The following is a 23,832-nucleotide window of genomic DNA, read 5'->3' as shown; positions in this document are numbered from 1 at the left end:
ATTGTAAACTACGGATAATTATCAAAAAAGTAGTTATAAAAAGGGGAAACTGCCACACTAATTAAAACAGTAATTTCCACATCTTAAAATGCGCCAACTTAAACATCTAAATAATCGCAAAACTTAAAAAAATATGAGTTCTGCATCTGAAAAACTGCTAATCATTAAAAACTAAAACAGCCTCCTAATAAATTGAAATAGTTTTACAGCTAATAATGCAACAATACCTACCAATATGCCCACAATAAAGTCTCTTAGAAAACCTGGAAAAGTTTCCAAAAAATGATGAAAAAACTCAATATTATGAACAAATATTCCTCCTGCAACTAACAGTAAGGCAATAGTCCCAATAACCGATAAACTCCTTATCACCCATGGCAGTGTATTAATTAGCACGTTTCCAATAATATATGAGAAGCTCTTTTTGTTATCATTCAATTTAACCAATTTTAAGCCAAAGTCGTCCATTCTAACAATTAATGCCACGATACCATAAACTCCAATTGTAGCAATTATTGCCACTATCGAAACGACCAAGATTTGAAACAAAATAGGCCTACCAATTACCGTTCCTAAAGCAATAATGACTATTTCAACAGATAAAATAAAGTCTGTAAAAATAGCGGATTTAACTTTCTTTTTTTCAACACTTAGTAGTTCTTCTTTTGATAAATTCAACTCATTTTTAGACTTTAACTCAATACTATCTTGTTCATGACTACTCCTATGAAAAATGAAATGATATACTTTTTCTACGCCTTCAAAAGCCAAATATACACCACCAAGAATTAGAGCAAGGGTAACCCCCCAAGGCGCAAAAGCACTTAGTAAAAATGCTATAGGTAGTATAATTAATTTATTAAGTGCAGAGCCTTTAGTAATAGCCCATAGAACTGGCAGCTCCCTTGAAGCCACAAAACCAGTGGCCTTTTCTGCATTTACAGCTAAATCATCGCCTAAAATACCCGCTGTTTTTTTGGTAGAAATTTTACTCATTACTACCACATCATCCATTAGGGCAGCAATATCATCAAAGAGCGCGAAAAAACCTGATGCCATCTATTTTGAAATTGAATTGTCTAAAACAGACATTAAAATATATAATACTATAATTACCGGTATTGCAGCAAATTTTAAAACAATTAGTAATACCGCGCAAAGCAGGAGAAAAATATACCTTGTGCTATTGCCTTTAAAACCATAATCTTTAAACTTTAAAGCAAACAATTTAATGTTTGAATTCAATAAATAAGCGCTTAAAATAGCAACCCCAATTAAAAACCACCTGTTAAGAATAATGCTATTAATCAAATCGTTATTTTGAAATTCTAGTATTAATGGCAGCGAAAGTATGAATAAGGCATTTGCAGGTGTTGGAAGACCTTTAAAAAAGGTTTGCTGTTCGTTGTCTACATTAAACTTAGCTAATCTGTATGCCGATGCAAGTGTAATTATAAGTCCGAATGCAGGAACAAAAGGCAAATGATAACCACTTGATAAATTTACCACGCCCCAGTCTGAAACAACTAGCTCTAATAGTTTAAACATGACAATCCCAGGCACGAGACCACTTGTTACCATATCGGCTAGAGAATCTAATTGCAAACCTAATTCACTTTGAACTTCTAATTTTCTCGCTGCAAAACCATCAAAAAAATCAAAGAAAATACCCAGAAAAACAAATAATGCCGCACTAATAAAATTAGAATTTACAGCAAAAAGAACAGCTATACTACCACATAAAAGATTTAAAAGTGTTAAAATATTCGGAATATGTTTCTTCATTAAGACATTCTTCAAAATTAATTTTTGTAAAAATAACAAACTATTAGCGTCTATTACAAGTATTAAACAATATCTGTTATAAATTGAAGTTTATAGGTTTATAAATTATGTGCATCTTTGTAAAAAAATTGCGATTGAGACCCTACATAACCACATTATTTTGTGTTTTATCTATGTCCTTATTTAGTCAAACTGTTAGAAAGTATTCTAACGAGTTCATGAATATTGGTGTAGATGCCGCTGCATTGGGTATGAGTAATGCTGTAACAGCACATTCTGACGATGTGAACTCAGGTTATTGGAACCCCGCTGGTCTAGTTAATTTGGAAGATAATCAGCTAGCATTAATGCATTCCAGCTATTTTGCCAATATAGCGAACTACGACTATGCGGCTTTTGCAATGCCGCTAGATGACAGAAGTGCCGTAGGATTTTCTCTAATTCGTTTTGCTGTTGATGATATTTTAAACACGACACAACTTATTGATGAACAAGGTAATATTAACTACGACAGAATAAGTCTATTTTCTACTGCCGATTATGGGTTAACCTTCTCTTACGCCAGAAAATTACCAGTTCAAGGTCTTAACTATGGTGTTAATGCTAAAGTGATAAGGCGCATTATTGGCGATTTTGCATCTTCTTGGGGTTTTGGTCTAGATTTTGGGCTTCAATTTCAAACGGAAAATAATTGGAAGTTTGGAGTTATGGCAAGAGATATAACTACCACATTTAATGCTTGGGCAATTGATGAGGAGGAGTTTTCTAAAATTCAAAATGCCGTAGCAGGTCAGAATCAGGAATTACCTCAAACGACAGAAATAACTATTCCTAAATTGCAAATTGGTGTATCAAAATTAGTAGATTTCAATTACGATTACACACTTCTTACTTCTGTAAATTTAAATATGCGCTTTGCCGAAACCAATGATGTTATTTCTACCTCGTTTGCAAGTATAAATCCGGCAGTGGGGTTTGAGTTTGGCTATATTGACATGGTTTATCTAAGAGGTGGAATGGGAAATTTTCAAAATGAACTTCAAATTGATAATACAGACCAATTAACATTTCAACCTAGTTTCGGTTTGGGCTTTAAGTATAATGGAATTCAAATTGATTATGCTTTTACAGATATTGGAGACCAAAGCGTCGCCTTATATTCAAACGTGTTTTCTTTAAAACTTGATTTTAGTATCTTTAGATAATGCAAAAAACGTTACTCTTTCTACTCCTTTTATTTTCAATAAAATTAAGTCATGCACAGCAATTAACACTCTCTGAGACAGCAGAGATTAGTGTGCTAACAGTCGGCCCCGGAGAATCTCTGAATGATGCTTTCGGACATAGTGGTTTTAGAGTAAAAGACCGTCAGAAAAAGATTGATGTTGTTTATGGTTACGGCGAGTATGACTTTGATGCACCCAATTTCTATTTGAAATTTGCTCAGGGTAAGCTAAACTATTTAATTAGTAAGACAGAATTTAATAGGTTTTATCAAATCTATGCTTATTATAATAGATCTATTAATGAGCAAGTTTTAAATCTATCCATCTCAGAAAAACAAAAGCTATACAACTATTTAACAGACAATTACAAACCTGAAAATAGACGGTATTTATACGATTTCTTCTTTGATAATTGCGCTACTAAAATTAAAGATGTTACCAATATTTCTCTAAACAACTCTATTCAGTTTAATAAACCACGAGATTTTGAAGATGCAACTTTTAGAACACTTATTCAGAATAATTTAAACAGAAATTCTTGGGGGAGTTTAGGTATTGATATGGCTTTAGGCTCTGTAATTGATAGACAAGCCACAACCGAAGACCATATGTTTTTACCAGAGAACATTTACAAATTCTTTGCAGTTGCCAATAAATCTAATGAGGGTGCTCCTTTAGTGCAACAAAGCCAAGTTTTGTATTCTCAGAAAGAAAAGGTAATAACAAGTTCTTTTTTGACAAGCCCGTTATTCCTGCTGAGTATCATTGGGTTATTAATTATTTATATAACTTATAGAGATTATAAACTAAACAAGCAAAGTAAATGGCTAGACATTATTTTATTTTCTATAACAGGTGCCGTAGGTGTCTTAATTCTGTTACTTTGGTTTGCCACTAACCATAAAGGTACACACCAAAACTATAATTTATTATGGGCTTTCGCTTTGAATCTATTTGTTACTGGTCAATTCTTTAAAACTAAAGTTAACTCTTGGTTTATAAAATATATGAAGCTTTTAATTATTATGCTTTGTCTTCTGACACTGCACTGGATAATTGGTGTACAAGTATTCGCTATTGGATTAATCCCATTACTACTAGCTCTACTTATAAGATATATATATCTGGTCTCTTTTTATTCAAAATAATTACTGTCCTCGGAAGAAAATCACAGTACTTAAAGTTTTTATTATAATATTTATATCTAATAAAAACCCTCTATGCTTAATGTAATATAAATCATACTGAAGTTTGGTTAAAGTATCATCTATAGAAGCGGCATACTTTGTTTTAACTTGTGCCCAACCAGTTAATCCAGGTTTAACCATATGCCTCGTTTCATAAAACGGTAACATTTGAGCTAACTCCTTAACAAAAACAGCACGTTCTGGTCTTGGACCAATCAAACTCATTTCTCCTTTTAAAATATTAATGAACTGAGGAAATTCATCAAGCCTGGTATTCCGCATAAACTTTCCAAATACAGTTATTCTTGCATCTCCCTTTTGCGCCCAAACAGCTCCATCCTTTTCGGCATTTTTAATCATGGTGCGGTACTTTATGATCTTAAACAAATTACCATTTTTTCCAACACGCTCCTGAGTATAAAAAAGTGGTCCTCTATTTGCAACACTATTCCCTAATAATATAAGGGGCAAAAAAAGTGTTCCCACTAGTAATCCAACCAATGCAATGATAATATCAAAAAGTCTATGAAAAAATAAATACAACTTATTTTGATTGTTCCTGCTAAACGGGAAATGACGATAAAAATCTTTTCCAATAAACTGTACTGGGACACGTTGCGTCATATCCTCATAAACCTGAGTATACTCATTTATCGGAAATCCCCTTTCTAATAATTTTAAAAGCTTATAATATATTTCAGATGTTATACAGTCCAAATTAAAACTTGCTACAACAATTTCTGAAATATTTTCCTTTTCAATAACCTCCTCAATAAGTTTTGGGTCGTACTCGGGAATCGTATTGAATTTCACTTCTCCTAATTTAGTTTTTTCACAATTTACGAAACCAACAATTTTATAATTAGGGTCAGAATCGACCAAAGCATCAATCATGGATTCCATATTTGACGTTTCTCCAATGACTAAGACATTTTTAAAAAACCTAGCCGATACAATAAAATTAACATATACTAACCTCCAGGAGAACAAGGCAATCAATATTCCTAAATAAAAAAACAAAATCTGTAATCGATTTTCTGGAAGTAAGGGAGTAAAAAATGGTGTTAATAAATAAAAAAGTACTGTAACAGAAACAGTAAACACAATACTCGTTGCAATCTTTTCAATCCTACTAGATTTCTGGAGATCATAAAGTTCAAAAATAGTTCCAAATATCCATAGGTATAGAACTAAAACAAATATCCAAGTCCAATTCTCCTTAGTTATTGTAAAATAGTCAAAGTGAAATGAATTCCCTAATAAATAGAGAATTAGTAAAACCACTAATACATCAAAAACTCGAAGTAGTACCTTACGTTCAGATATATTAAAATGTATTCCTTGTTTGGACATCTAAGCAAAAATATCTTTCTTTTTTTCTGCAAAGATAGTAAGTTAATTCAGATAACATATGTTAAGACAATAGAGAAATCCATTTTCCTTTAACAACCTCCCAATCAAACTCCTCCACTTTAAGTCTGGCGGCTTCTGTAATCCTTAGAATATTCTCACTGTTTCCTATCAAATATTTAATTGCCTCTGTAAATGTATTGATATCATTAGGTTCAACTAAAACACCATCAACTCCATTCCTTATCAAAAAAGGCAGTCCTCCAACATTTGTAGAAACAACTGGTAAGCCTAAGGCCATAGCCTCAATAACACTTACTGGAGTATTGTCAATATTAGTTGTGTTAATGAATATATTAAAATCTTTTGCTTTTTTATGCCACTGTTTTTTGGTTAAAATACCTGTAAATTCAACCTCTAGACTTAATTTTCTAGCATGATTTTTTGCCTCCTCCAGACTTCCATCATTATCAGGACCAATCATACAAAGCCTTGAATCTATACCTTCATCTTTAAGAAACTTTAAAATATCAATAGCCAATAACGGATTATAAAGCCTAGAAAAAGAACGGACCCATAGTAGATTTACGGTATCGAAAACTCTTGCCTTAAAGCTATAATCTTTTAGTTCTATGGAATTTGGTATACAAATTACATTTGTATATCCAAATCCTTCAAATCTTGATTTTGTATATAATGAAGGGGCAACATTTTTATAGGCATTATTAAAAATAAGCTGAGATAATTTTACGGAAGAACTTAACCTTTCAGGTAACTTTCCCCCATGTAAAATTGGTATATATTTTAACCTTAGGATTCTGCATAACTGACTTACTAGAAAAGCATAATAAAAATTCACTGTACTATACGTATCAATAAGTACATAGTCTACATTTTTTCTTGACTTATACACTGCTGCAAACATGTCTAGTAATCGCATTAATTTATTGGGTTTACTAGATGCCACTTTTACATTAAAACCTTCTAAAGTTAATAGCCGACCTAAAGTTTCCACCGTCGTTGGTGTTTTATTTTCAGCGGATAAATTATTTCCTATGTAAAGCAGGTTTTTCATTGGTAATATTTAATAAAGCTAAAGCATAAATAAATCCTGGCGCTGCAATTCTCATAGACGAATGATTAATTGTAGCAAACCAAAAGCATAAAAAAGCATAGAAATAATAGTTTCTTCTATTTTGAGACCTATATATTAATGGTGTAAATATTAATATCAAAAGAATAACAATACCTAGAAAACCATGTTCTCCCAAAACCCGTCCCACTTCATTATGAGTAGGCAGTGCCTCTCGTTGCTCTTCAATTCTTTTATCTTTTGTTCTGCTCGCACCAAGACCAAAAAAAGGATTTTTCACAAATCCATCTATCTCATCCATAAACAGGGTAAAACGACCCGTAGTCACGTCTTCCTTTTCTACACCAAGAGCATTTTCATTAGCATATCTTTTATCAATCAAGCCTTCGGTTTGATTTGAACTAATACCCCATGTTATTAGAATAATACTTAAAAAAAAGACCAATCTTTTTAATAAAGCACCCTTAATACGTCCTGGCGAGCTTACAAAATACGTAAGTAAAAAAAATACAATACACAGCACACCTACAATTACCCCACCCCTACTAAAAGTAACAACTGCACGAAAAGAAATAGCCACAAAAATTAATACATTCAGTATAGTGACCCACAATTTTGAAGATCCCGAAATTATTCTAGACCCAATAATAAACATACCTAAACCCAAAACTGTTGATACTTGATTTGCTCCAAAACCACCAGACGTAGCAGCGTTCGAACTTGTTCCTGAAAGCACATCTTTTACGCTAGGATTATACAAGAAAACATAGGTTGTTAGGGAAATTAATGGTAACAGAGCATACAACAGTATATCTTCTAATTGCCGTCTTGAAATTTTCCTGTCAAAACAAAAAATACTCGCAATACCTAAACAAATAGGTCCACTCAAAACAAATAAAACATTCTTTCTGAAATCAGCCTCAAAACTCAAGGTCATGGAAGCGACAAAAATGGCAGGCACGAGACAAATAAGGTATATAAAATATGAGTAAGCCCTACCAGAAGCACCTTTATAAATAATGCCCATAAAACAGAACAACATAACAATATACTTACAGGCCTCGTATGATAGCGCACTTTTGGTCATTCTAAAAAACACCTCAGCACCAACAAAATAAGCACAGCCCATGAGGATATATCTATCCTTATCTCTTTTTGATGCTAAAATTATCTTTCGCATAAAATAAATCAAGACTGCAATAAAATAGATTTTACCTAAACCTTTATTGATAAAAATGAGCGTTCCTAAAAAAAGGTGAAAACCAACTAAAGCTGTATAACTGAATTTATTTTTCAAATTAATATTAAAACACTAAATTATTGAGCAAATATAATGCTTGATATTTAATAATATGGTTTATCTATTTAGTATAACTTAACTTTAAAATTTCGGGCAATTAGATAATATCAGTTTTAATTCTGTGAAGGTAGTACTGATATGTAAATAGCTTAATTAAGTCCTGTTCACTTTGCAATTCTTTTAGTTCATGTGGTTTAAATCTGTGAATCTCTTCAAGGACCTCCTTTAAATTATTTACGGTATTTGGGTCTAAAACAAATCCATTTTTACCATTTTCTATATATTGTCCAATAGATGAGACATTCGATACTATAGGTACGCAACCAAAATTCAAGGCTTCCGCAATGACCTTAGGAAATCCCTCAGATGCCGAGGAGGGTAATAAGAAAAAATGTGCTTTTTTGAAGATTTTAAAAACATCATTAAAATTTAAGAACCCATGAAAAACAAATGGGATCTCCGTTTTTTTTGCTAAGTCCTTATACGCCTCTATTTTTTCACCATTTCCTATTAAGTGAACTTCTTTAACCATTGTCTTATCCTCAAGCAAAGTGAAGGCTTCTATTATTCGCCTCACCCCTTTCTCATCTTCTAACCGCCCCGCAAAACAATAAATAAAGGGTGGTTTAAATTCTTTTTTAACCAGTACTTTTATACCTTCATCTTCATATTTTTCTGTTATGCACGGATTCTCAAAGGTTAAACATTGCTCAGGTTGGTTTGGCCATTTGCCATTAATGGTTACTTTTCTTTTTTGTCGTTTTAAAAACCACCTCTGAATGGCATAACCAAACGGAGGTTTATCCTGATTCCAATTGCCTGCATATTTAAACCAACCTTTCTTGTTAGAAAAAAGCATTAATATGGGAATTAAATAAACTCCTATACCCGTAGGCGCTCTTAGCTGAAATACATCAACCTTTTTTAGAGTTTTAAAAACTTTTAAAACAGTAGATGGCGCGTTCCATACTATATCAAACTTATCTATTAATCGTTTACCACCGGTATAAGGTATTGGAATAAAGTGAATATTATTGGACGTGTATGGCAATGAACTTGGAGGAGGTATACTATCAAGGTGCGTTGCGATATGATATACTTCGTCAAAAATAGTAGCTAAATAATTTATTTCAGTTAACGTTGGACCCCAACCCACTATAACACCATTATCATCTGTATAATGTTCTGTATGCGATATAATTAATAACTTCATAGTTTCATCATTTTTGTATAAATATGAATACAATCTTGCGCATATTTCTCTTCACTAAAATTCTTATTATATATCTCATTTAAATCATAAGAGATTGTTTTTTTTAAAGCTTGTTTCTTCCATGCCAATAGATCAAAATTATCCATAAACAAATCAGAATATTTTTCTCCTATCGTCTTAAACACCTCACCTGTACTAAAGCTTATGAATCTTAAATTTTGAGCAAGGTATTCAATGAGCACTAATGGACCACTTTCAGATTTTGCCGTATGCAGTGCTAACTTATATTTAGATAATTCACCTTGGATATTCGTGGTATGATCATTAAAATGAACGCAATTATCATACTCTAATAAGTTTATTTCATTTTTTAAGACTTTAAAGTAAGCGGCATCTTGAACCTTGCCATAAATAGTTATCTCCTCATTTAATGCCTGTGCTAGTTGAATGGCAAATAATTGATTCTTTATAGGCTTAATATTTCCAACAATAACCAATCCTTTTTTATTGTGATGAGTTAAAGTACCAACCTTTTCTTTTAAGATACAGTTCTTTAATAAAAAGACCGCTTTATGGGACATATTCAAATTATTGCTTGCCCAAGATGTTAAACTTTCACTAACACCAATGTAGTACTTGGGTTTAAACACTTTAAAAAAAACAGGAACACTAATATCTTTATCTATACTACCGTAATGATCATGGAGTATAATTTTTGTTTTAAGATTAAATAGCACTTTAACCAATCTAATATATTTATAGTTATAGCGCATATGTACATGAACAATATTATAAGTTTTTATGATTTCACTACATTTTTTCATATGCTGATATGATAGCACCTTAGGCCTGTTCAGTTCAAAAAGTTTTACCTCATGATGCAGTTCAGTAAACAGCTCGCCTCTATCAATAAGCAAAAGAAGTGCAACCTTTATATGTTTTTTACATAGGGTATTTATACCTAAAATCGCCATTTTTTCGGCACCTCCAATCCCTAGGGTGTCTATAACGTGTAAAATCTTTAAGTCTTTAGTATTCATTAACTTTTTAATTCTTTAGCTGGTACCCCCGCCAAAATAATATGACTCTGGTTAAAACTTTTAGTCACGCAAGCATTTGCTCCGACAGTTACTCTATCCTCAATACTTAATGGACCAATTATGGTGGCATTTGCCCCTAACGTACAATGATTCCCTATACTATAAACGCCTTTTTTTGTCTTGTTGACCCCAATAACATTTCCTCCTGTAATAGTCAAATTACTTCCTATTTTGACTTGACCAGAAATAACGCACCCAACCGAAGGGTGTAAAACTAACAATCCTCCGGCAATATTAGCTTTATAATGTATATCGATATTTGAATAGGACTGTAATAATAAAATAAGCGGAAGAAACAATAATCTAATTCCTGGATACAAATCTTTAAAAATCAGATAACATAGTCGCTCCATGCGGTATAATAAAACACCAGCAAAACCTCGAGTAAAGACAAAATAAAGATATCTCACTTTTCTTTTACCAATTAGTCTTAAAACATCCTGAGATAAAAACTTTAATTGGATCATAACCTTATAGCTTTTCAATTTTTGCGCCTTCTCTTAACTTAATTGACGACAACCGCCATGACTTTAGAATTTGAAATAAAATCAAAGGACTTAGCAGTACTACTATGACATACCCTAAAATTAACAGTTTTTGGTTATTTTTAAATTTATAGGGCACCAACGAAATAGGTACTGTTTTTAACAAAGCATACATCGATCGTTTGGTACCAAAATATTTCCTATACAAGTATAACACACTAGGTATGGGTCTTGGAGAAGTTATATTTTTTGTTCTAAAAGCATCCCAGCTCCCCATTTCTCTTAAACCGCCACTACCTACTTTTAAATGCAAGCGTTCTGCCTTTGGATTAGAAATATTTAAATACCCGTATAAATAGGCACGTAAGCCATACTCCCCGTCGCCCATGCGTTGTTTTTCAAATTGCCTATCAAATAACCCTATTTGTTTAAAAACATCTTTTTTTATTAAAACGTTACCAGTATCTAATTGATCACTTATTCTAAAAAACGAATAATTATCTGGAACCTTAGCCCCAACTTTAGAAATAGAAACCCCTGAAGACATATCACTTTGGAAATAATCTAATGTTTTTATGTGTTCGCTTATCCAATTTGGAGCCACTCGAGAGTCATCATCAAAGAGTAAGAGCAAATCTCCTTTTGATTTCTTAACTGCCGTATTTCTAGCTAACCAAAGGGCCTTTTTTTCTTGATGCATTAATTGAATATCCAAATCAAATGACTTATAAAATGCACTATCAAAAGCATCAGATTGATCTACCACAAGAACCTCGAAATTGGTATACGTTTGTTGTTCCAAATCTTTTAAAACATCTTTTAAGTATTTATACCTATTTAATGTTGGTATCACGACACTAACTAAGGGGTTTTGCTGAATTAACTTTGACTGAAATGTATCGTACATTTTATAGGGAAATACGCCTTTTAATACCCCTTTTCTTTTAACTTCTGTTGTTTTAAAAAATGCGGATAATTCAACAAAAGGGTTTTTAAAAGAAACAAGGCGCAATACGAGTACATGAATAACCCAAAAAATATGAAAGTTTTTCCGAATAAATCGATATTCATCAATCACAGGTACCTTCTCAAACACACTATAGGTTTCAACATGACCTATATAACCATTTTGAATGGCTTGCCAAGATAAATCGTAATCTTTAGCAAGCTTACTTTTATAATTATTATCTAACTCCAACCTGTCAAGCATCATCTTTGGTAATCGCTTTGTTATTGGAAAAGTCGTTCTATTATATTGATTCTTTAATCTAAAATAGTGCGTAGGCTGTAAATATTTTAAAAATTTAAAAGGCATAGTAATTATGAGTTATTTTTTTCTGCTTTCTGGAGTTTAAAGAAGCCGCCTAAGCTTAACTTTTCTTTCCATAATTCCCTATTACTCCTGCAGAGGTTTTCAAATTCATGTTTTGATAAACCTTCGTGAAAATCTAAAATTTTTTGTCCTAAAAAATATTTTTCATGGTCTTCTACCCAAACAACATGTTTTTTCCAATCAATAACATCGGAAAGAGGCAAAAGACAATCTGTATTTACAAAAACGGGAATACGCCCCATTGCTAAGGCTTCATAAAACCGAACAGAAAAATTCCCAGCCCCTCGAACACAAAGTACATATTGCGAATGCTCCATATTTTCAAAATATTCTAATGCAGTTTGATGTCTTAATACGTCTGTATTTGCTCCTGCTCTATATTGACTCCTGTAGATGAAATTTGTATCTATAGATGTATCTTTCTCTATACGCTTCAATAACAGAAAGCGCTCATAAGAAGCTACAAAAACTGGATCGAATTCATAAGGATTAGACTTTATTGCATTAATTGGTATCTTAATTAATGCTTTTAATGACAGTTTTAACATCTCAGAAACACTTCCATTTGCATAACCGCAAAACCCAATGTTAGGTCTTAAGGTAAACTCCGGAATGCTTATCGTTTTGGTTTTAAAATATGCCCATAATGGATCTTTTTTAAAAACGGGCATTCCTAAATGCATCTGTGGTAATTTTGATTTAAACCCACTAGCCCTAAACACTATAACATTTTTATACGGTGGCAATTTAAAACCTATGTCTCCTAAGCTAACTGCCCAAACCATTTTTTTATTTGCTAATGTCTCAGAAATAAAACTTCTTGCCAAATCTAACTGATCTTGCTTAATGTAATAATCCCAAGACATAGTTAGTATGGTCACATCGGCATAATCAATATCATCAACCAAATCAAAATCTTTCTCAGAAACACCATAATCTTTAATCCGTTCTGTATCTGTGTAATTTTCACCTTTAATGAATGGTCTTAGAAGAGGAAATAATTGTGTTCTAAACCTTTTATCATAATGCGAATTATCAAAATATATCTTTAACATATGGTTTAGCTTAAGGTTCTATAAAACTTTAAAAAGGCTTGTTGTTGTTGTTCTAAAGTAAATTCTTTTTTTACTCTTTTAATAGCTTCTGTCCTTAAATTTATTTTATCTTCTTCTGGTAATTTGAGAGTCTCTATGATTCCTTTGGTTAATGCGTTTCTGCAAACTTCATCTATTAAAACCCCTGTACGATCTCGTAATATATTCTCAGAAATGCCCCCAGAATTAAATGCTAAACAAAGTTTTCCCTTAGCTTGAGCTTCTAATAAGGCATTACAAAAACCTTCAGTATAACTGGTTTGAACGTAAAAATCCGTTTCATCCAAAAGTTTTAAACTCATTTCATGTGTTTTTTTTCCTTCCAGAATAACAACATCCTCCAAACCCAAACTAAAAATATGATACTTATACCTTTTCAAACTCTGAGAATCACCAGTCCCCACAATACGCCATATAAAATTAAGGCCTTCGTCCTTTAACAACTTTGCCGTGTCTATTAACATATCAATTCCTTTCATGTAATGTAGTCTGGCTATCGTTAAAATTTCAAAGGGCATATTTTCTTCTTTAACCTGAATATGTTCAACGATAATCTTATCATGTACAGCTGGAGGTATTATTTGGTAAGATGTAGATTTAGGCAAACCTAACGCACATGCCTTTTGCCTTAAATCTTTTGAAATACTATGTACGGCATCCGTATATTTCCATAACTTCTCGTAACATCCTGGGTGTTTCAAAGGATAGACATTAATATCGTACCCCCTAAAACTAACAGCCATTCTCGTGTTTATAGCTCTTGCCACCAATTCTCTATCTTTAGTTACCGTTGCAAAGCCGAAGTGCAACCAATTCACTTTTAGCTTCAGCAGTGTTGCGTTTATATATATTTTCTCAATTATTCGCTTAACAGGTGTTTGCTCTTTTTTCTCTAATTGGTAAAATGCTGCAACCGACTTATAATAAAAAACCATACCCAAAAACACTTTTAGCATCATTACCAATTGTAGTGCTTTATTCTTATAAATCTTTGGATGTGCTAACTGTTCACATAAACTAAAGTGTGAATCTTTTTTTGCTGTGACCAGAATTACTTGGTGCCCATGAGCTTGAAGCCCCTCTATTTTTGACCTAAAAAAAGTTTCAGAATAGCTAGGAGTATTAGTAAGAATAAGACCTATCTTCATAATTCTGAATAGTAATTATCCCTTACCACTTTATAAAATTCTAATTCAGGGCTTAATTTCTCCAATGCATATTCCCTTTCCTCTTCACTTATTTGAAATGCTACATTTTGAAAGCTACGTTCGTTTTTAACATTTAAATTTAAGTTTAAAGTCTTACTTAAATCTGTTACCGAGGCATCAAAATTATCTTGAAAATAAACTTTATTTACTTTTTGCAAGTTCTGAACGGCTTCATCAATCTGCAGAGACTTACTAAAAGTGAATAATTGATTGTATAAGTATTTATCACTTAAGTTATCAATAAAATCCTTGAAGGATTTATTAAGTAACTGCTCTTGCTTCTTTAGTAAAAGGTAGGACGGATCTAGTTGGCGCCCCAAAACCTCATCTACTTGAGTAACCCAACAATAATACTTGTATAAGGACACTAACCTTTTATATGGATCTCTAAACATGGTGAATGTAAACGTATTAGGCTTTAAATTTAACTGCCATTGTGGAAAGTGTGAACTTGCATATAAGTAATCGCCTTTATCAATTAAGGTTTTACTTTTTCTAACATAAGAGTGTCTTCTTCCAATAAAAATGGGTTCTGCTTTTATTGAATTTAATGAAAAACCGTCCAATCCCCAAAACGCACTATTAATTGATGTACCTGCAGATTTCCTAATATGTAAATGATACACCCTATCAATACCTTTTGGCAAATATTTTTTGTTATTATAAAAATTTGCCGCCAAATATACCTTTAACTTTCTATGGTATTTTTTAAAACTAGAACTCTTTTGGAAGAATGATAATATCATGGGGTACATTATTTATGCGGTATAAAAATCTAATTTAAAACGTTCTAAAATACGCTTTGCTTTCGCTCTATCACTCTCTGATAATAAATTACCTAAAGATTTACCACTTCTTATGCTACTTTTAGGGTGTGTTTTACTTGAAGGGCGTGTATATAAGGCTTCCATATTTGGTGCAATATCTATTGAAAAGTCATTACAAATCTCTTCGAAAAGATTAAAATTCCCCTTTAAATCTTCATATTTTACAATCTTAAGTCTTTCTAATTCTAATTTCTGATACTTTAAAGGCACCACATTTTCAATACACCATCGAACCGCCAAAATTTCAATATCACTAAACGAATTAGTACAAATATCTATTCCTGTTTTTTCAAAAATCAAATCTACAAGTTCCTTTTGGTTTTGAAATATTGATAAATCATATAGCCAAGGGAATTTTACTCGATTTTGGGAAGCTATTACATCGTATGGATTTCTTATCAAAAAAATAATTGGAATATTAAATTTTTCTATTAAATAGGCTAGTGCGAGGTTAGCCCGTATAAATTTAATAATATACTTCTTTGGTAAAAATGGCCATAAATGCATTTTAAATTTGCGATTACTATTTTGACCAATCCAGTCGCTATCTATTCTATTAGAAAAAACACGTTTAAGAAATTTATTTATTCTAGGAGCGTCTTCTGCTTTGTTCAACTTCTTATCAGCGAAAATTGTTGCCTGGGGTACTTGAATGGGATGATCTGGTTCAAACAACAAGCGATACCTAAAGGCCTTTGCCATACTTTCACTTAGCCAGCTGGTGCCACTTCTTGCAGAACCCATTATTATAATATGCTTATTAAAATTTCTCATTAATTTTTAAAATAGTACGTAAACAAAAAATTATTCAACACTTGGCTTTGTTTTTAAGTTTAAATAAAACTTTTCATGTGCAGCTATAAATAGATTCAACGAAAAATGATCTTCCACATTTTTACGAATACTCTTTTTTAACGATAACCTCTCATTACTGTTTAAACTCCTTATTTCAAGTATTTTCGATTTTATTTCATCACTATTTCCAGCTTCAAACAAGTTGTTTGGGTAATGACTTAAAATATCGGTTATCCCTGATATTCTAGAACCAATAACAGGAATTCCCATTGCCATAGCTTCCAAAGGCGCTACAGGCATACCCTCTTTTCTTCCTTCATTTTTCGTAGGTATTACAAATAAATCAGCCATGGCTAAATATGGGCGTATATCTGTTCGCTTACCTAAAAAACAAATATTTTGATCCTGATAATTCTGTATTAGATCTTGACCATAATCATTCTCATTATTACCAACAATAAAGGTTTTTATGTTTTCATCATTTAGCTGCTTCACAGCTAATAATAAATCTTCAATTCCCTTTACTGGGACTAAATTAGCAATAGACACAATAACAAAATCGCCTTTTTTAATATTTAAACCTTCTGGAACTTCTTTGTTTCGGGGTTTATATTCTTGGGTATCTACACCTAAAGCTATTTGTAAAGCCTTCGTTTTCATTTTTGAAAAAAACTGAGTTCCCATATCGTTATTTATATAAATAACTTTTGAACTTAGTTGAGAACGCCATATCCATGGCTTATTACCCCAACTCATAGCCTTTTTCGTATAAACAAAAGGAATTCCTGCTAGTTTTGCAGCCATGGGTTCAGAAAAATCAGAACTCCAATGCCATGAATGTATTAAATGAAACTCATGCTTTTTAAAAAAACGACTTATCTTCCAAACTCTAAAAAAAAATGTTCTGTATGGCTTATATTCTGTTGTAAACTGAAAAACATGAATAGGAATATTTAATTTTTCTATTTCTTTAAAAAAAGCGCCTTTGGAATGAAAAACACATATTTCAGGTGCAAAAATGGATTTATCCAAACCCTTTACCAGGTCGTAAACAACTTTCCCGCTTCCGGCTGTATCAAAATTTGGAATGGTGTATAATATTTTAATCTTGCGAGACATACCTATTTAAAGTTCTATAGATTTAATTATTTTGGCTGGATTACCAGCTATTATAGTATTTGAAGGCACAGACTTCACAACTACTGAACCCGCTCCAATTATCACATTATCCCCAATTTTTATATCTCCAATAATACATACGTTTGCACCTACGGTAACATTGTTTCCTATAACCGGCAAATAATTATTATCATTAAACTTATTACCTATGGTGAGTCCATTTCTAAACTCAAAGTTTCGACCTATTGACTTTGCATTTATTACTGTTGAAAATGGGTGAAAGCAAACTAAACCACCTCCTATTTTAGTGCTTCCAAAAATTTTACATGCGTAGCCTGAAGTAAATAGTCGATTGAAATAGGTTGTTTTCTTTTTTGTCCTCCAAAAGAAAATAAAGGCATATGCAGGGTAATGAATCATGAGGTGCTCAAATTTTTTTTGAACACTTGAATACTTTGTTTTACAACCACGAATTTTATAAGTATGGTGTATATCTGAGATAATACTCTCATTGGACATAACATGGTTTTTGAAAAAAAAATACAAGATTATTTTTTTTAAACCATGTCTTAATAAAAATATTGGTCTTTTTAAATTCATGATATAAATGGGAAATCGACCAATCAATAAGTTAATGAGCGAATCCCTTTAATATTATTGAGCGACAAATGAAGGGTTTAACAAACCTTCCTTATTATATTCTAATTCTTCTTCTTCCACTGTTTTTATACAATATCCTAATGCTTTTAATATACTATGCGACGCTGCAGTATCCCATTCCATTGTAGGAACAAATCTAGGATATATATTTGCCAAACCTTCCGCCATAAGCATAAATTTCAATGAACTTCCCATCGAAATCAATTTAATTTGTCCTTTAATAGCATTGATATACTCTTGCGTTTCATTATTAGAGTGCGACCTGGAAGCAACAACCACAGTTTCGGCTTCAACCAACCTAGGTACTTTATGCTTCAACTCTGTTTTCACATCTCCATTTAAGCAAAACGGACTAACGTCATCTCCTCCAATATACATCTTGTTTAACACAGGCGCATAAACAATCCCAAAAACGGGTATTGAACCACTAATTAATCCTATATTTATAGTAAACTCACCTGTTTTACGAATAAACTCTTTAGTACCATCAATAGGATCAATACACCAATATAACTCCCAATTTTTTCTTTCATCATAGGCAATATCCTTTCCTTCTTCCGACAAAACAGGCAAACCATATTTGCTTAGTCCATTCATTAAAATTTGATGAGAATCCTTATCTGCGTTTGTAAGTGGTGATAAATCAGCTTTATTTTCAACCTCTAAGGCATCAGAATTATAAATCTCCAAAACAGCTTTCCCTGCTTCTTCAGTTAATAATATTAAATCATTTAGAATACGCTTTATGTTCATTTTTACAACTTAATTTTGTCATTAAGTTTCAAGACTATCGCTTCAACAATGCGAGATATTTCTTTATTCTCCGTATTAATTTCCATATCTGGGTTCGTAGGTTTTTCATAAGGCGCATCAATACCAGTAAAATTTTTAATCTCACCTTTTCTTACCTTGGCATATAATCCTTTTACATCTCTACGTTCACATTCTTCAATCGATGTTGAAACAAAAATTTCGAAGTAATTCTCACTTCCCATAATATTTTTAATATGATCTCTGTCTTTAACATAAGGCGCAACAAACGACGCTATGGTAATGATTCCTGTATCAACAAACAATTTAGATACTTCACCAACACGTCTCAAATTTTCAGATCTACTTGCAGGAGAAAAATTCAAATCTCTATTGAGACCGTTACGCAAATTATCACCATCCAAGACAACCGACCTAATACCTTGTTCACAAAAATGTACATCAAGAGCATCAGCTATAGTCGATTTCCCCGAACCAGAAAACCCTGTTAAAAGAATCAAAAAAGAATTATGCTTATTCATCTTTTTTCTTTCTTCTTTAGAAACCGATAGCGCTTGTGGAATTATATTTTTTTTCATTTCTTTTATTTCAGATTTATACTATATCGAGGCACTCGTAAACTATATCCTATTAACTTTTATTTCCTTTGAAAATACAGGCTCAAAGTTAATAAAATGCTTATAGCATGTGAATAATATATCCTATTGTTTTTATAGAATAAATCATAAAATTTGGTCACCACATTTTTTTCAATATTATGATTAAATTCTTCGGAAAACAAAAACTTCTTTAGATTCTTATTATTAGTTTCCCCCAAAAATTGTAGTTCCCAGTTTCTTTGAATATATTTCTTTCCCAATACCTCATTAAACTCTCTTGTAAATTTATTTAAAACCCGATAAGGCAGATTATAAGGCATTTTATTTAACTGGTAATTATATAAATTAAAAGGCTTATGCTCTTGCCAAGTTATTTTAGCTACTTCTGGGTTTCGCTTTTTTATGTACCCTATTTGTAGCTGCCTATCGGTTAGAAAGGATTCTGGAACTGTACAGATAAATGCACACATGGCATTATCATAATAAGGTAATCCGATTGGTTTTTTTTCTTCAAAAACCGCCAAATTTATGGAGGTCCATCTGGGTGCCCAATACATAGATTTAAAAGCTCTTATTTTAGCACTAGAATTCTTTATGTCGATTCCATGTAATAAATTTTGCAATCTACCTCGTAAATAGCTTTCAAAATCTCCTGGTAATTTCCAATGTTCCCAAAGAGCTGTCGCCAATTCAAGGCCGCCCTTTTTTACAATTTTTTTTAAAACCAGTTCTAATTCTTGATCTGCAGTCAGGTCTTCTTCGCACATACTATCAAAAAGCACATCTCCCCAATGACCTAAAGAAAACACATCACCCATAGCATCAAATTTGTCTATTATAGCCATTTGCCTGGGGTGCGTAAAATCGGAATAACAGCTATTAATCTTAGCAAGATCCTCAATATCATCCCACAAATACCCTTTTGGTATTTCAAAAGCTTCAAACTCAAAATTACAAGCCTGCGCTATTTTTTTCGATAGTTTGGCCTCTGGATACCCGCCCTTATAACTATAACTATATGCTTTCACTTCTTTACCTAAATGCTTTAAAGCTACCGCCTGCGTTCTGCTATCTAAACCTCCTGAAAGTGGTAAGATAACCTGCTTATTTCCGGTTTGTTTATCAATGAGACCTTCAAACAAACTCGTAAACTCATCCAAACAGGTATTAAATGGCTTATTTGATGGTGTATAATGCCAAGTAAACCAGGGTTCACTTTTAATTAAAAACCCATCGTCATCAATAGTATGTATACTTGCCGGTCCTAAAACCACTTCGTCCTTCCAATAGGTGTCTTGATCTAGAAAAAAGCCAATAGCTGTAAAAGCACAAATAGCCTCAAGGTTTAGTTCATGCGGTGCTTTTACTTTGGCAAACTGTTGCCTTATGGGTATAATATCTGTTTTAATTGTCTTCATTTATGCAGGCCTTATATAAGCGTTCCATATCCTGAACCATCTTGTCTTCCGTAAATTGTCGTTCTACTTTCTTCCTTGCCTGCTGGCACATGTTTTCTAGTTTATCATCTGGAGTTTTACTAAAATCCATAATGGCCTCTGCAAGTGCTTCTGGACTTCGTTTAGGCACTACCCAACCGTCTTTATTATGCGCTATAAGCTCAGGCATTCCACCACAATCGGTACTAACCACGAGGGTTCCTAAGGCCATGGCCTCAATGGCTACATTGGCAATACCTTCTTCAATACTTGGTAATAACATGGCGTCAGCTTCTTTAATAGCCTCAAAAACGGCTTGTTGCGGCATGGGGCTTAATAACTCCACAACATCCTCTAGTTTATAAAACTCACGTAGGTAAATTAACTCTTCATGTTGCCCAGCTCCAATTATTGTATATTTAAAATCTATACCATGCGCTTTTAATAAGGCGCAAGCTTTAATCGCATAATCATATCCCTTTTTCCAATGCGGTCTACCTACCGATATTAACTCCATGCGTTTAGTTTTTTGATATTTTTCCCTATAGGCAACTTTTAACAAATTCAATCCACTATACACCACATGGTCTATCTTAGAAGGACTAGTATAAATTAAATCACCTTTGCTGGAAATTGCTTTTGATACGGAATGAAACCCTGCCATTTTAGGCAACCAATCTTTTAAGTAGCCCATATTTTCCTCATCAATAAAAGGCCTTACATTAATATGATACCCGCGTTGACTTAATACTACGGGATATCTATTTTGAGACAATATAGGCTCTAAAATAGCAATATTAGAAACCCATTGGGCATGTATAATATCCGGATTAATAGCCTCGATAACCCAATTTAAATTCTGACTTTGAAGCGCTTTTCTATTAAATTTTATAAGTTGTAGTAGTGTAGAGAAACACTTTTTCAAGGAACTTTGGGATACCGCGATAGACCATGATGTTTTTATAAATGCAAGTTTACTAGAGTTTGAGCCCAACTTCACATAATGCACCCCATTAATCTTGTGCTTCAACGTTTCATTAAAGCCTAAAACATAAACCTCATGGGTTTTGGTCAACCCTTCTATTAATCGATTGATAAAGGCTGTGGTTTTAAAAGAACCGTCAAAGATTATTATCTTCATCTAAACTAGATATTCATTATAAATTAGTTCAAACCCATTTACTTCTTTATCCAATGAAAAGTTCTTCCTTAATAATTCATTATATGAACAAAGTACTTGAAAATCCAAATTTATAATTCTAAATATAGCATCGTCTAAGGTCTCTACATTTTCAATATCGAACACAACCCCATTAATACCATCTTCAATAATTTCAGGCATTCCTCCTACATTTGAAATAATACAAGGTATATTATGAAAGGCCAAATCTAACAAACCATTAGATAGTGCTTCAGATAATGAGGGTTGAATTGAAAAATCATACTCTTTATATTTTTTTTGAAGCAATCTATTCTCCATATACCCTTTAAGACAAATACAATCAGTCAGCCCTAGTTGAGAAATTCTATATTCCATAAACTCATAAAACGAGCCATCACCATAAATGTCTACTTTTATATTCACATCTCTATTCTTTAATCTTTTTATACATTCAAGAATATAAATATGTCCTTTCTCCCATACAAGTCTTCCAATTACAATAACTTTAATCTCTTTTTTTAGGTCAACATTAAATTCTTTTTTAATGTTTTCAAATAAAGGAGGGCTTCCGCCTCTATATACTACTGAAGTATTTATTTTATCATTGATTTTAAATAATTTCTTTTTCAAGAAAGTACTAATAACGTGTAAATGACTAAAAGAATTAAGGTGATTTTTGAAGGCCTTGTTGCCTTGATGATTTCTGGTATTAATTAATAAATCTCTTCCCCTTAGAGAACAAACGATTGGTACTTTTTTTGCGTTTAAATATGCTAAAATATTAGAATCAATCACATGTAAATGATGCAAATGAACCACCTTTGGATCACTTAAAATCAAATTTTTCCATTTTAAAAAAAATTTAATTTTCTTCTTGAATGAAAATCCAACTATAGATTCTTTCAAATATTGATTATTAAGACACCTTACGATAAATGGAATATTTTCTATTTGAAACTTATTTATTCTTGAAGATGAAATAGAAAGAATCTCAATATTACTAGAACTTTCGTAAATAAGATCAGAAATAACAGCATGCTTCAAACTACTTATGGTATTAATACTATTCAATAAGTTAGTTGTGTATGGCTGATCTTTATCCCCAAAAGTTCTAATTACGTGCAGTACGTCCATTATCCATTATTTTTTGAAATTTTTATAAAAAAAATGATACTTATTAAAACATAATTTTGAAAGCAATCCTAAATAAAAATAGACTACCCTAAAATGAAATACATTTAGTAGCGCTTTATGAAAGCTTAAGGTTGTTTTAATATCTGGGTTTTCAAGAATACTTTTAGTGCATTTATAAAGTGCATACTTGATATATGTAGGTGAGACCGCTTTAATCCGTTTTACTTCATTTAATGTAGTCCAATGTAAATGATAATTAGTTTGCCAATAGTACTTTTTATTTGATCGCCTTGCTGTACCTATTGAGCTCTCATGATAACGTCGCAAAGATAAAAACTGATCTATTTTCACAAGGTTATTTGTTGCAAGTAATAATTTACATGAAAAATTATACTCTTGCCCCGCTTTTAATGTTTCATTAAATCTCAGGTTTTTAATAATATTTCTATCTAAAAAAATATCATCCGTTATCCAATCAATATAGGTTGTACTGAATGATAAAAATGTAACATCTTCAGCTTTATAATCATAAGCATAGCCTTTGTAATTAGGGCGGTTAAAATACTTTGTTTTGCTAATTACAAAATCCACTTTAGTATTCAAAATGGTTTCTACTTTAATAGCAATACTTTCAGGTATCATAATATCATCACTATCAAACCATTGTATAAATTCACCCCTACTCACTTCATACCCATAATTGCGAGCTCCATTACCTCCAGATAAATGGGTGTCAGGCCGTTTATGGTACTGAAAACGATTGTCTTTGGCTATATAATCCTGAATTATGGTTTCCGTAGAATCTGAGCTACCATCATCAACCACAATACATTCCCAATGGGCATAGGTTTGAGCCAAAACAGAATCTAAAGTTTCGGTTATCAAATGTGCCATATCGTAAGTAGGAATGATGATGGATACTAGTGGCGCGTTCATATTTTATATTATGTAAGTT

Annotated in this window: 23 protein-coding genes; 2 read left to right on the top strand and 21 right to left on the bottom strand. The window is 32.2% G+C overall.

All coding sequences use genetic code 11. The annotated features are described in order from the left end of the window. Positions 1-171 precede the first annotated feature (171 nt). Positions 172-1,059, bottom strand: a complete 888-nt coding sequence (locus Q0857_RS06620) for a DUF808 domain-containing protein (RefSeq protein WP_298533220.1) — start codon at positions 1,057-1,059, stop codon at positions 172-174. Beyond that, entirely contained in the window at positions 1,060-1,785 is a 726-nt protein-coding gene (locus Q0857_RS06615; RefSeq protein ID WP_298533218.1) for a CDP-alcohol phosphatidyltransferase family protein, read from the bottom strand. Between the two features lie 173 nt (positions 1,786-1,958). Between Q0857_RS06615 and Q0857_RS06610 the strand changes: the two genes are divergently transcribed. Both Q0857_RS06610 and Q0857_RS06605 read left to right on the top strand, forming a co-directional pair. Then, positions 1,959-2,990 carry a PorV/PorQ family protein gene (locus tag Q0857_RS06610; RefSeq protein WP_298534085.1) on the top strand — a complete coding sequence of 344 codons (1,032 nt, stop codon included), beginning with the start codon at positions 1,959-1,961 and terminating at the stop codon, positions 2,988-2,990. After that, on the top strand, positions 2,990-4,159 hold the full coding sequence (locus Q0857_RS06605) for a DUF4105 domain-containing protein (protein WP_298533217.1): 1,170 nt from the start codon (positions 2,990-2,992) through the stop codon (positions 4,157-4,159). The genes Q0857_RS06610 and Q0857_RS06605 overlap by 1 nt, the downstream gene beginning before the upstream one ends. Here Q0857_RS06605 and Q0857_RS06600 read toward each other — a convergent pair whose 3' ends face one another. The 19 genes from Q0857_RS06600 to Q0857_RS06510 form a co-directional block, all read right to left on the bottom strand. Continuing rightward, a complete protein-coding gene (locus Q0857_RS06600; protein WP_298533215.1) occupies positions 4,160-5,551 on the bottom strand; it encodes a sugar transferase in 1,392 nt (463 codons plus the stop codon). It lies immediately after the preceding gene. 61 nt (positions 5,552-5,612) lie between these two features. Then, positions 5,613-6,623: a glycosyltransferase family 4 protein gene (locus tag Q0857_RS06595; protein WP_298533214.1), complete on the bottom strand. Its 1,011-nt coding sequence runs from the start codon at positions 6,621-6,623 to the stop codon at positions 5,613-5,615. Continuing rightward, on the bottom strand, positions 6,595-7,821 hold the full coding sequence (locus Q0857_RS06590) for an O-antigen ligase family protein (RefSeq protein ID WP_298533213.1): 1,227 nt from the start codon (positions 7,819-7,821) through the stop codon (positions 6,595-6,597). Before Q0857_RS06590 ends, Q0857_RS06595 begins: the two co-directional genes overlap by 29 nt. Before the next feature lie 217 nt (positions 7,822-8,038). Continuing rightward, positions 8,039-9,154 carry a glycosyltransferase gene (locus Q0857_RS06585; protein ID WP_298533212.1) on the bottom strand — a complete coding sequence of 372 codons (1,116 nt, stop codon included), beginning with the start codon at positions 9,152-9,154 and terminating at the stop codon, positions 8,039-8,041. After that, positions 9,151-10,194 (bottom strand): glycosyltransferase, encoded by a 1,044-nt coding sequence (locus Q0857_RS06580; RefSeq protein WP_298533211.1) that lies wholly within the window; start codon positions 10,192-10,194, stop codon positions 9,151-9,153. The genes Q0857_RS06585 and Q0857_RS06580 overlap by 4 nt, the downstream gene beginning before the upstream one ends. Beyond that, positions 10,194-10,721: a DapH/DapD/GlmU-related protein gene (locus Q0857_RS06575; RefSeq protein WP_298533210.1), complete on the bottom strand. Its 528-nt coding sequence runs from the start codon at positions 10,719-10,721 to the stop codon at positions 10,194-10,196. Before Q0857_RS06575 ends, Q0857_RS06580 begins: the two co-directional genes overlap by 1 nt. Before the next feature lie 4 nt (positions 10,722-10,725). Further along, positions 10,726-12,054, bottom strand: a complete 1,329-nt coding sequence (locus Q0857_RS06570; RefSeq protein ID WP_298533208.1) for a glycosyltransferase family 2 protein — start codon at positions 12,052-12,054, stop codon at positions 10,726-10,728. Positions 12,055-12,059: 5 nt separating this feature from the next. Further along, positions 12,060-13,127, bottom strand: coding sequence for an exostosin family protein (locus Q0857_RS06565; RefSeq protein ID WP_298533207.1), 1,068 nt, complete (start codon positions 13,125-13,127; stop codon positions 12,060-12,062). Positions 13,128-13,132: 5 nt separating this feature from the next. Further along, positions 13,133-14,314 carry a glycosyltransferase family 4 protein gene (locus Q0857_RS06560; protein WP_298533206.1) on the bottom strand — a complete coding sequence of 394 codons (1,182 nt, stop codon included), beginning with the start codon at positions 14,312-14,314 and terminating at the stop codon, positions 13,133-13,135. After that, positions 14,311-15,120, bottom strand: a complete 810-nt coding sequence (locus Q0857_RS06555) for a sulfotransferase family 2 domain-containing protein (protein WP_298533205.1) — start codon at positions 15,118-15,120, stop codon at positions 14,311-14,313. Before Q0857_RS06555 ends, Q0857_RS06560 begins: the two co-directional genes overlap by 4 nt. Before the next feature lie 12 nt (positions 15,121-15,132). Beyond that, complete coding sequence (locus Q0857_RS06550) at positions 15,133-15,975, bottom strand: sulfotransferase domain-containing protein (RefSeq protein WP_298533203.1); 843 nt, start codon at positions 15,973-15,975, stop codon at positions 15,133-15,135. A gap of 30 nt (positions 15,976-16,005) precedes the next feature. Then, entirely contained in the window at positions 16,006-17,115 is a 1,110-nt protein-coding gene (locus tag Q0857_RS06545; RefSeq protein WP_298533202.1) for a glycosyltransferase, read from the bottom strand. Between the two features lie 6 nt (positions 17,116-17,121). After that, positions 17,122-17,634 (bottom strand): serine acetyltransferase, encoded by a 513-nt coding sequence (locus Q0857_RS06540; protein WP_298533201.1) that lies wholly within the window; start codon positions 17,632-17,634, stop codon positions 17,122-17,124. A gap of 135 nt (positions 17,635-17,769) precedes the next feature. Continuing rightward, positions 17,770-18,528 (bottom strand): 3'(2'),5'-bisphosphate nucleotidase CysQ, encoded by a 759-nt coding sequence (cysQ, locus tag Q0857_RS06535; RefSeq protein ID WP_298533199.1) that lies wholly within the window; start codon positions 18,526-18,528, stop codon positions 17,770-17,772. Positions 18,529-18,530: 2 nt separating this feature from the next. Continuing rightward, on the bottom strand, positions 18,531-19,124 hold the full coding sequence (cysC, locus tag Q0857_RS06530) for an adenylyl-sulfate kinase (protein WP_298533198.1): 594 nt from the start codon (positions 19,122-19,124) through the stop codon (positions 18,531-18,533). 59 nt (positions 19,125-19,183) lie between these two features. Further along, entirely contained in the window at positions 19,184-20,563 is a 1,380-nt protein-coding gene (locus tag Q0857_RS06525) for an asparagine synthase-related protein (protein ID WP_298533196.1), read from the bottom strand. Beyond that, positions 20,550-21,722 (bottom strand): glycosyltransferase family 4 protein, encoded by a 1,173-nt coding sequence (locus Q0857_RS06520; RefSeq protein ID WP_298533194.1) that lies wholly within the window; start codon positions 21,720-21,722, stop codon positions 20,550-20,552. The genes Q0857_RS06525 and Q0857_RS06520 overlap by 14 nt, the downstream gene beginning before the upstream one ends. Beyond that, the gene (locus Q0857_RS06515) at positions 21,723-22,877 is read right to left on the bottom strand and encodes a glycosyltransferase family 4 protein (RefSeq protein ID WP_298533192.1); all 1,155 of its coding nucleotides are present in this window, start codon (positions 22,875-22,877) and stop codon (positions 21,723-21,725) included. A 6-nt stretch (positions 22,878-22,883) separates the two neighbouring features. Further along, on the bottom strand, positions 22,884-23,813 hold the full coding sequence (locus Q0857_RS06510) for a glycosyltransferase family 2 protein (RefSeq protein WP_298533190.1): 930 nt from the start codon (positions 23,811-23,813) through the stop codon (positions 22,884-22,886). Between the last annotated feature and the right edge of the window lie 19 nt (positions 23,814-23,832).

Origin of the sequence: uncultured Algibacter sp. (assembly GCF_947495925.1) — a bacterium.
Taxonomy (GTDB): domain Bacteria; phylum Bacteroidota; class Bacteroidia; order Flavobacteriales; family Flavobacteriaceae; genus Algibacter_E.
The sequence above is the reverse complement of the archived record's forward strand: the minus strand, read 5'-3'. Positions and strand labels throughout refer to the sequence as shown.

Bases quoted from the DNA above. Each gene is read 5' to 3' on its own strand.
- Q0857_RS06620 (WP_298533220.1), bottom strand. From the start codon at position 1,059: ATGGCATCAGGTTTTTTCGCGCTCTTTGATGATATTGCTGCCCTAATG.
- Q0857_RS06615 (WP_298533218.1), bottom strand. From the start codon at position 1,785: ATGAAGAAACATATTCCGAATATTTTAACACTTTTAAATCTTTTATGT.
- Q0857_RS06610 (WP_298534085.1), top strand. From the start codon at position 1,959: ATGTCCTTATTTAGTCAAACTGTTAGAAAGTATTCTAACGAGTTCATG.
- Q0857_RS06605 (WP_298533217.1), top strand. From the start codon at position 2,990: ATGCAAAAAACGTTACTCTTTCTACTCCTTTTATTTTCAATAAAATTA.
- Q0857_RS06600 (WP_298533215.1), bottom strand. From the start codon at position 5,551: ATGTCCAAACAAGGAATACATTTTAATATATCTGAACGTAAGGTACTA.
- Q0857_RS06595 (WP_298533214.1), bottom strand. From the start codon at position 6,623: ATGAAAAACCTGCTTTACATAGGAAATAATTTATCCGCTGAAAATAAA.
- Q0857_RS06590 (WP_298533213.1), bottom strand. From the start codon at position 7,821: ATGCGAAAGATAATTTTAGCATCAAAAAGAGATAAGGATAGATATATC.
- Q0857_RS06585 (WP_298533212.1), bottom strand. From the start codon at position 9,154: ATGAAGTTATTAATTATATCGCATACAGAACATTATACAGATGATAAT.
- Q0857_RS06580 (WP_298533211.1), bottom strand. From the start codon at position 10,194: ATGAATACTAAAGACTTAAAGATTTTACACGTTATAGACACCCTAGGG.
- Q0857_RS06575 (WP_298533210.1), bottom strand. From the start codon at position 10,721: ATGATCCAATTAAAGTTTTTATCTCAGGATGTTTTAAGACTAATTGGT.
- Q0857_RS06570 (WP_298533208.1), bottom strand. From the start codon at position 12,054: ATGCCTTTTAAATTTTTAAAATATTTACAGCCTACGCACTATTTTAGA.
- Q0857_RS06565 (WP_298533207.1), bottom strand. From the start codon at position 13,127: ATGTTAAAGATATATTTTGATAATTCGCATTATGATAAAAGGTTTAGA.
- Q0857_RS06560 (WP_298533206.1), bottom strand. From the start codon at position 14,314: ATGAAGATAGGTCTTATTCTTACTAATACTCCTAGCTATTCTGAAACT.
- Q0857_RS06555 (WP_298533205.1), bottom strand. From the start codon at position 15,120: ATGATATTATCATTCTTCCAAAAGAGTTCTAGTTTTAAAAAATACCAT.
- Q0857_RS06550 (WP_298533203.1), bottom strand. From the start codon at position 15,975: ATGAGAAATTTTAATAAGCATATTATAATAATGGGTTCTGCAAGAAGT.
- Q0857_RS06545 (WP_298533202.1), bottom strand. From the start codon at position 17,115: ATGTCTCGCAAGATTAAAATATTATACACCATTCCAAATTTTGATACA.
- Q0857_RS06540 (WP_298533201.1), bottom strand. From the start codon at position 17,634: ATGTCCAATGAGAGTATTATCTCAGATATACACCATACTTATAAAATT.
- cysQ (WP_298533199.1), bottom strand. From the start codon at position 18,528: ATGAACATAAAGCGTATTCTAAATGATTTAATATTATTAACTGAAGAA.
- cysC (WP_298533198.1), bottom strand. From the start codon at position 19,124: ATGAAAAAAAATATAATTCCACAAGCGCTATCGGTTTCTAAAGAAGAA.
- Q0857_RS06525 (WP_298533196.1), bottom strand. From the start codon at position 20,563: ATGAAGACAATTAAAACAGATATTATACCCATAAGGCAACAGTTTGCC.
- Q0857_RS06520 (WP_298533194.1), bottom strand. From the start codon at position 21,722: ATGAAGATAATAATCTTTGACGGTTCTTTTAAAACCACAGCCTTTATC.
- Q0857_RS06515 (WP_298533192.1), bottom strand. From the start codon at position 22,877: ATGGACGTACTGCACGTAATTAGAACTTTTGGGGATAAAGATCAGCCA.
- Q0857_RS06510 (WP_298533190.1), bottom strand. From the start codon at position 23,813: ATGAACGCGCCACTAGTATCCATCATCATTCCTACTTACGATATGGCA.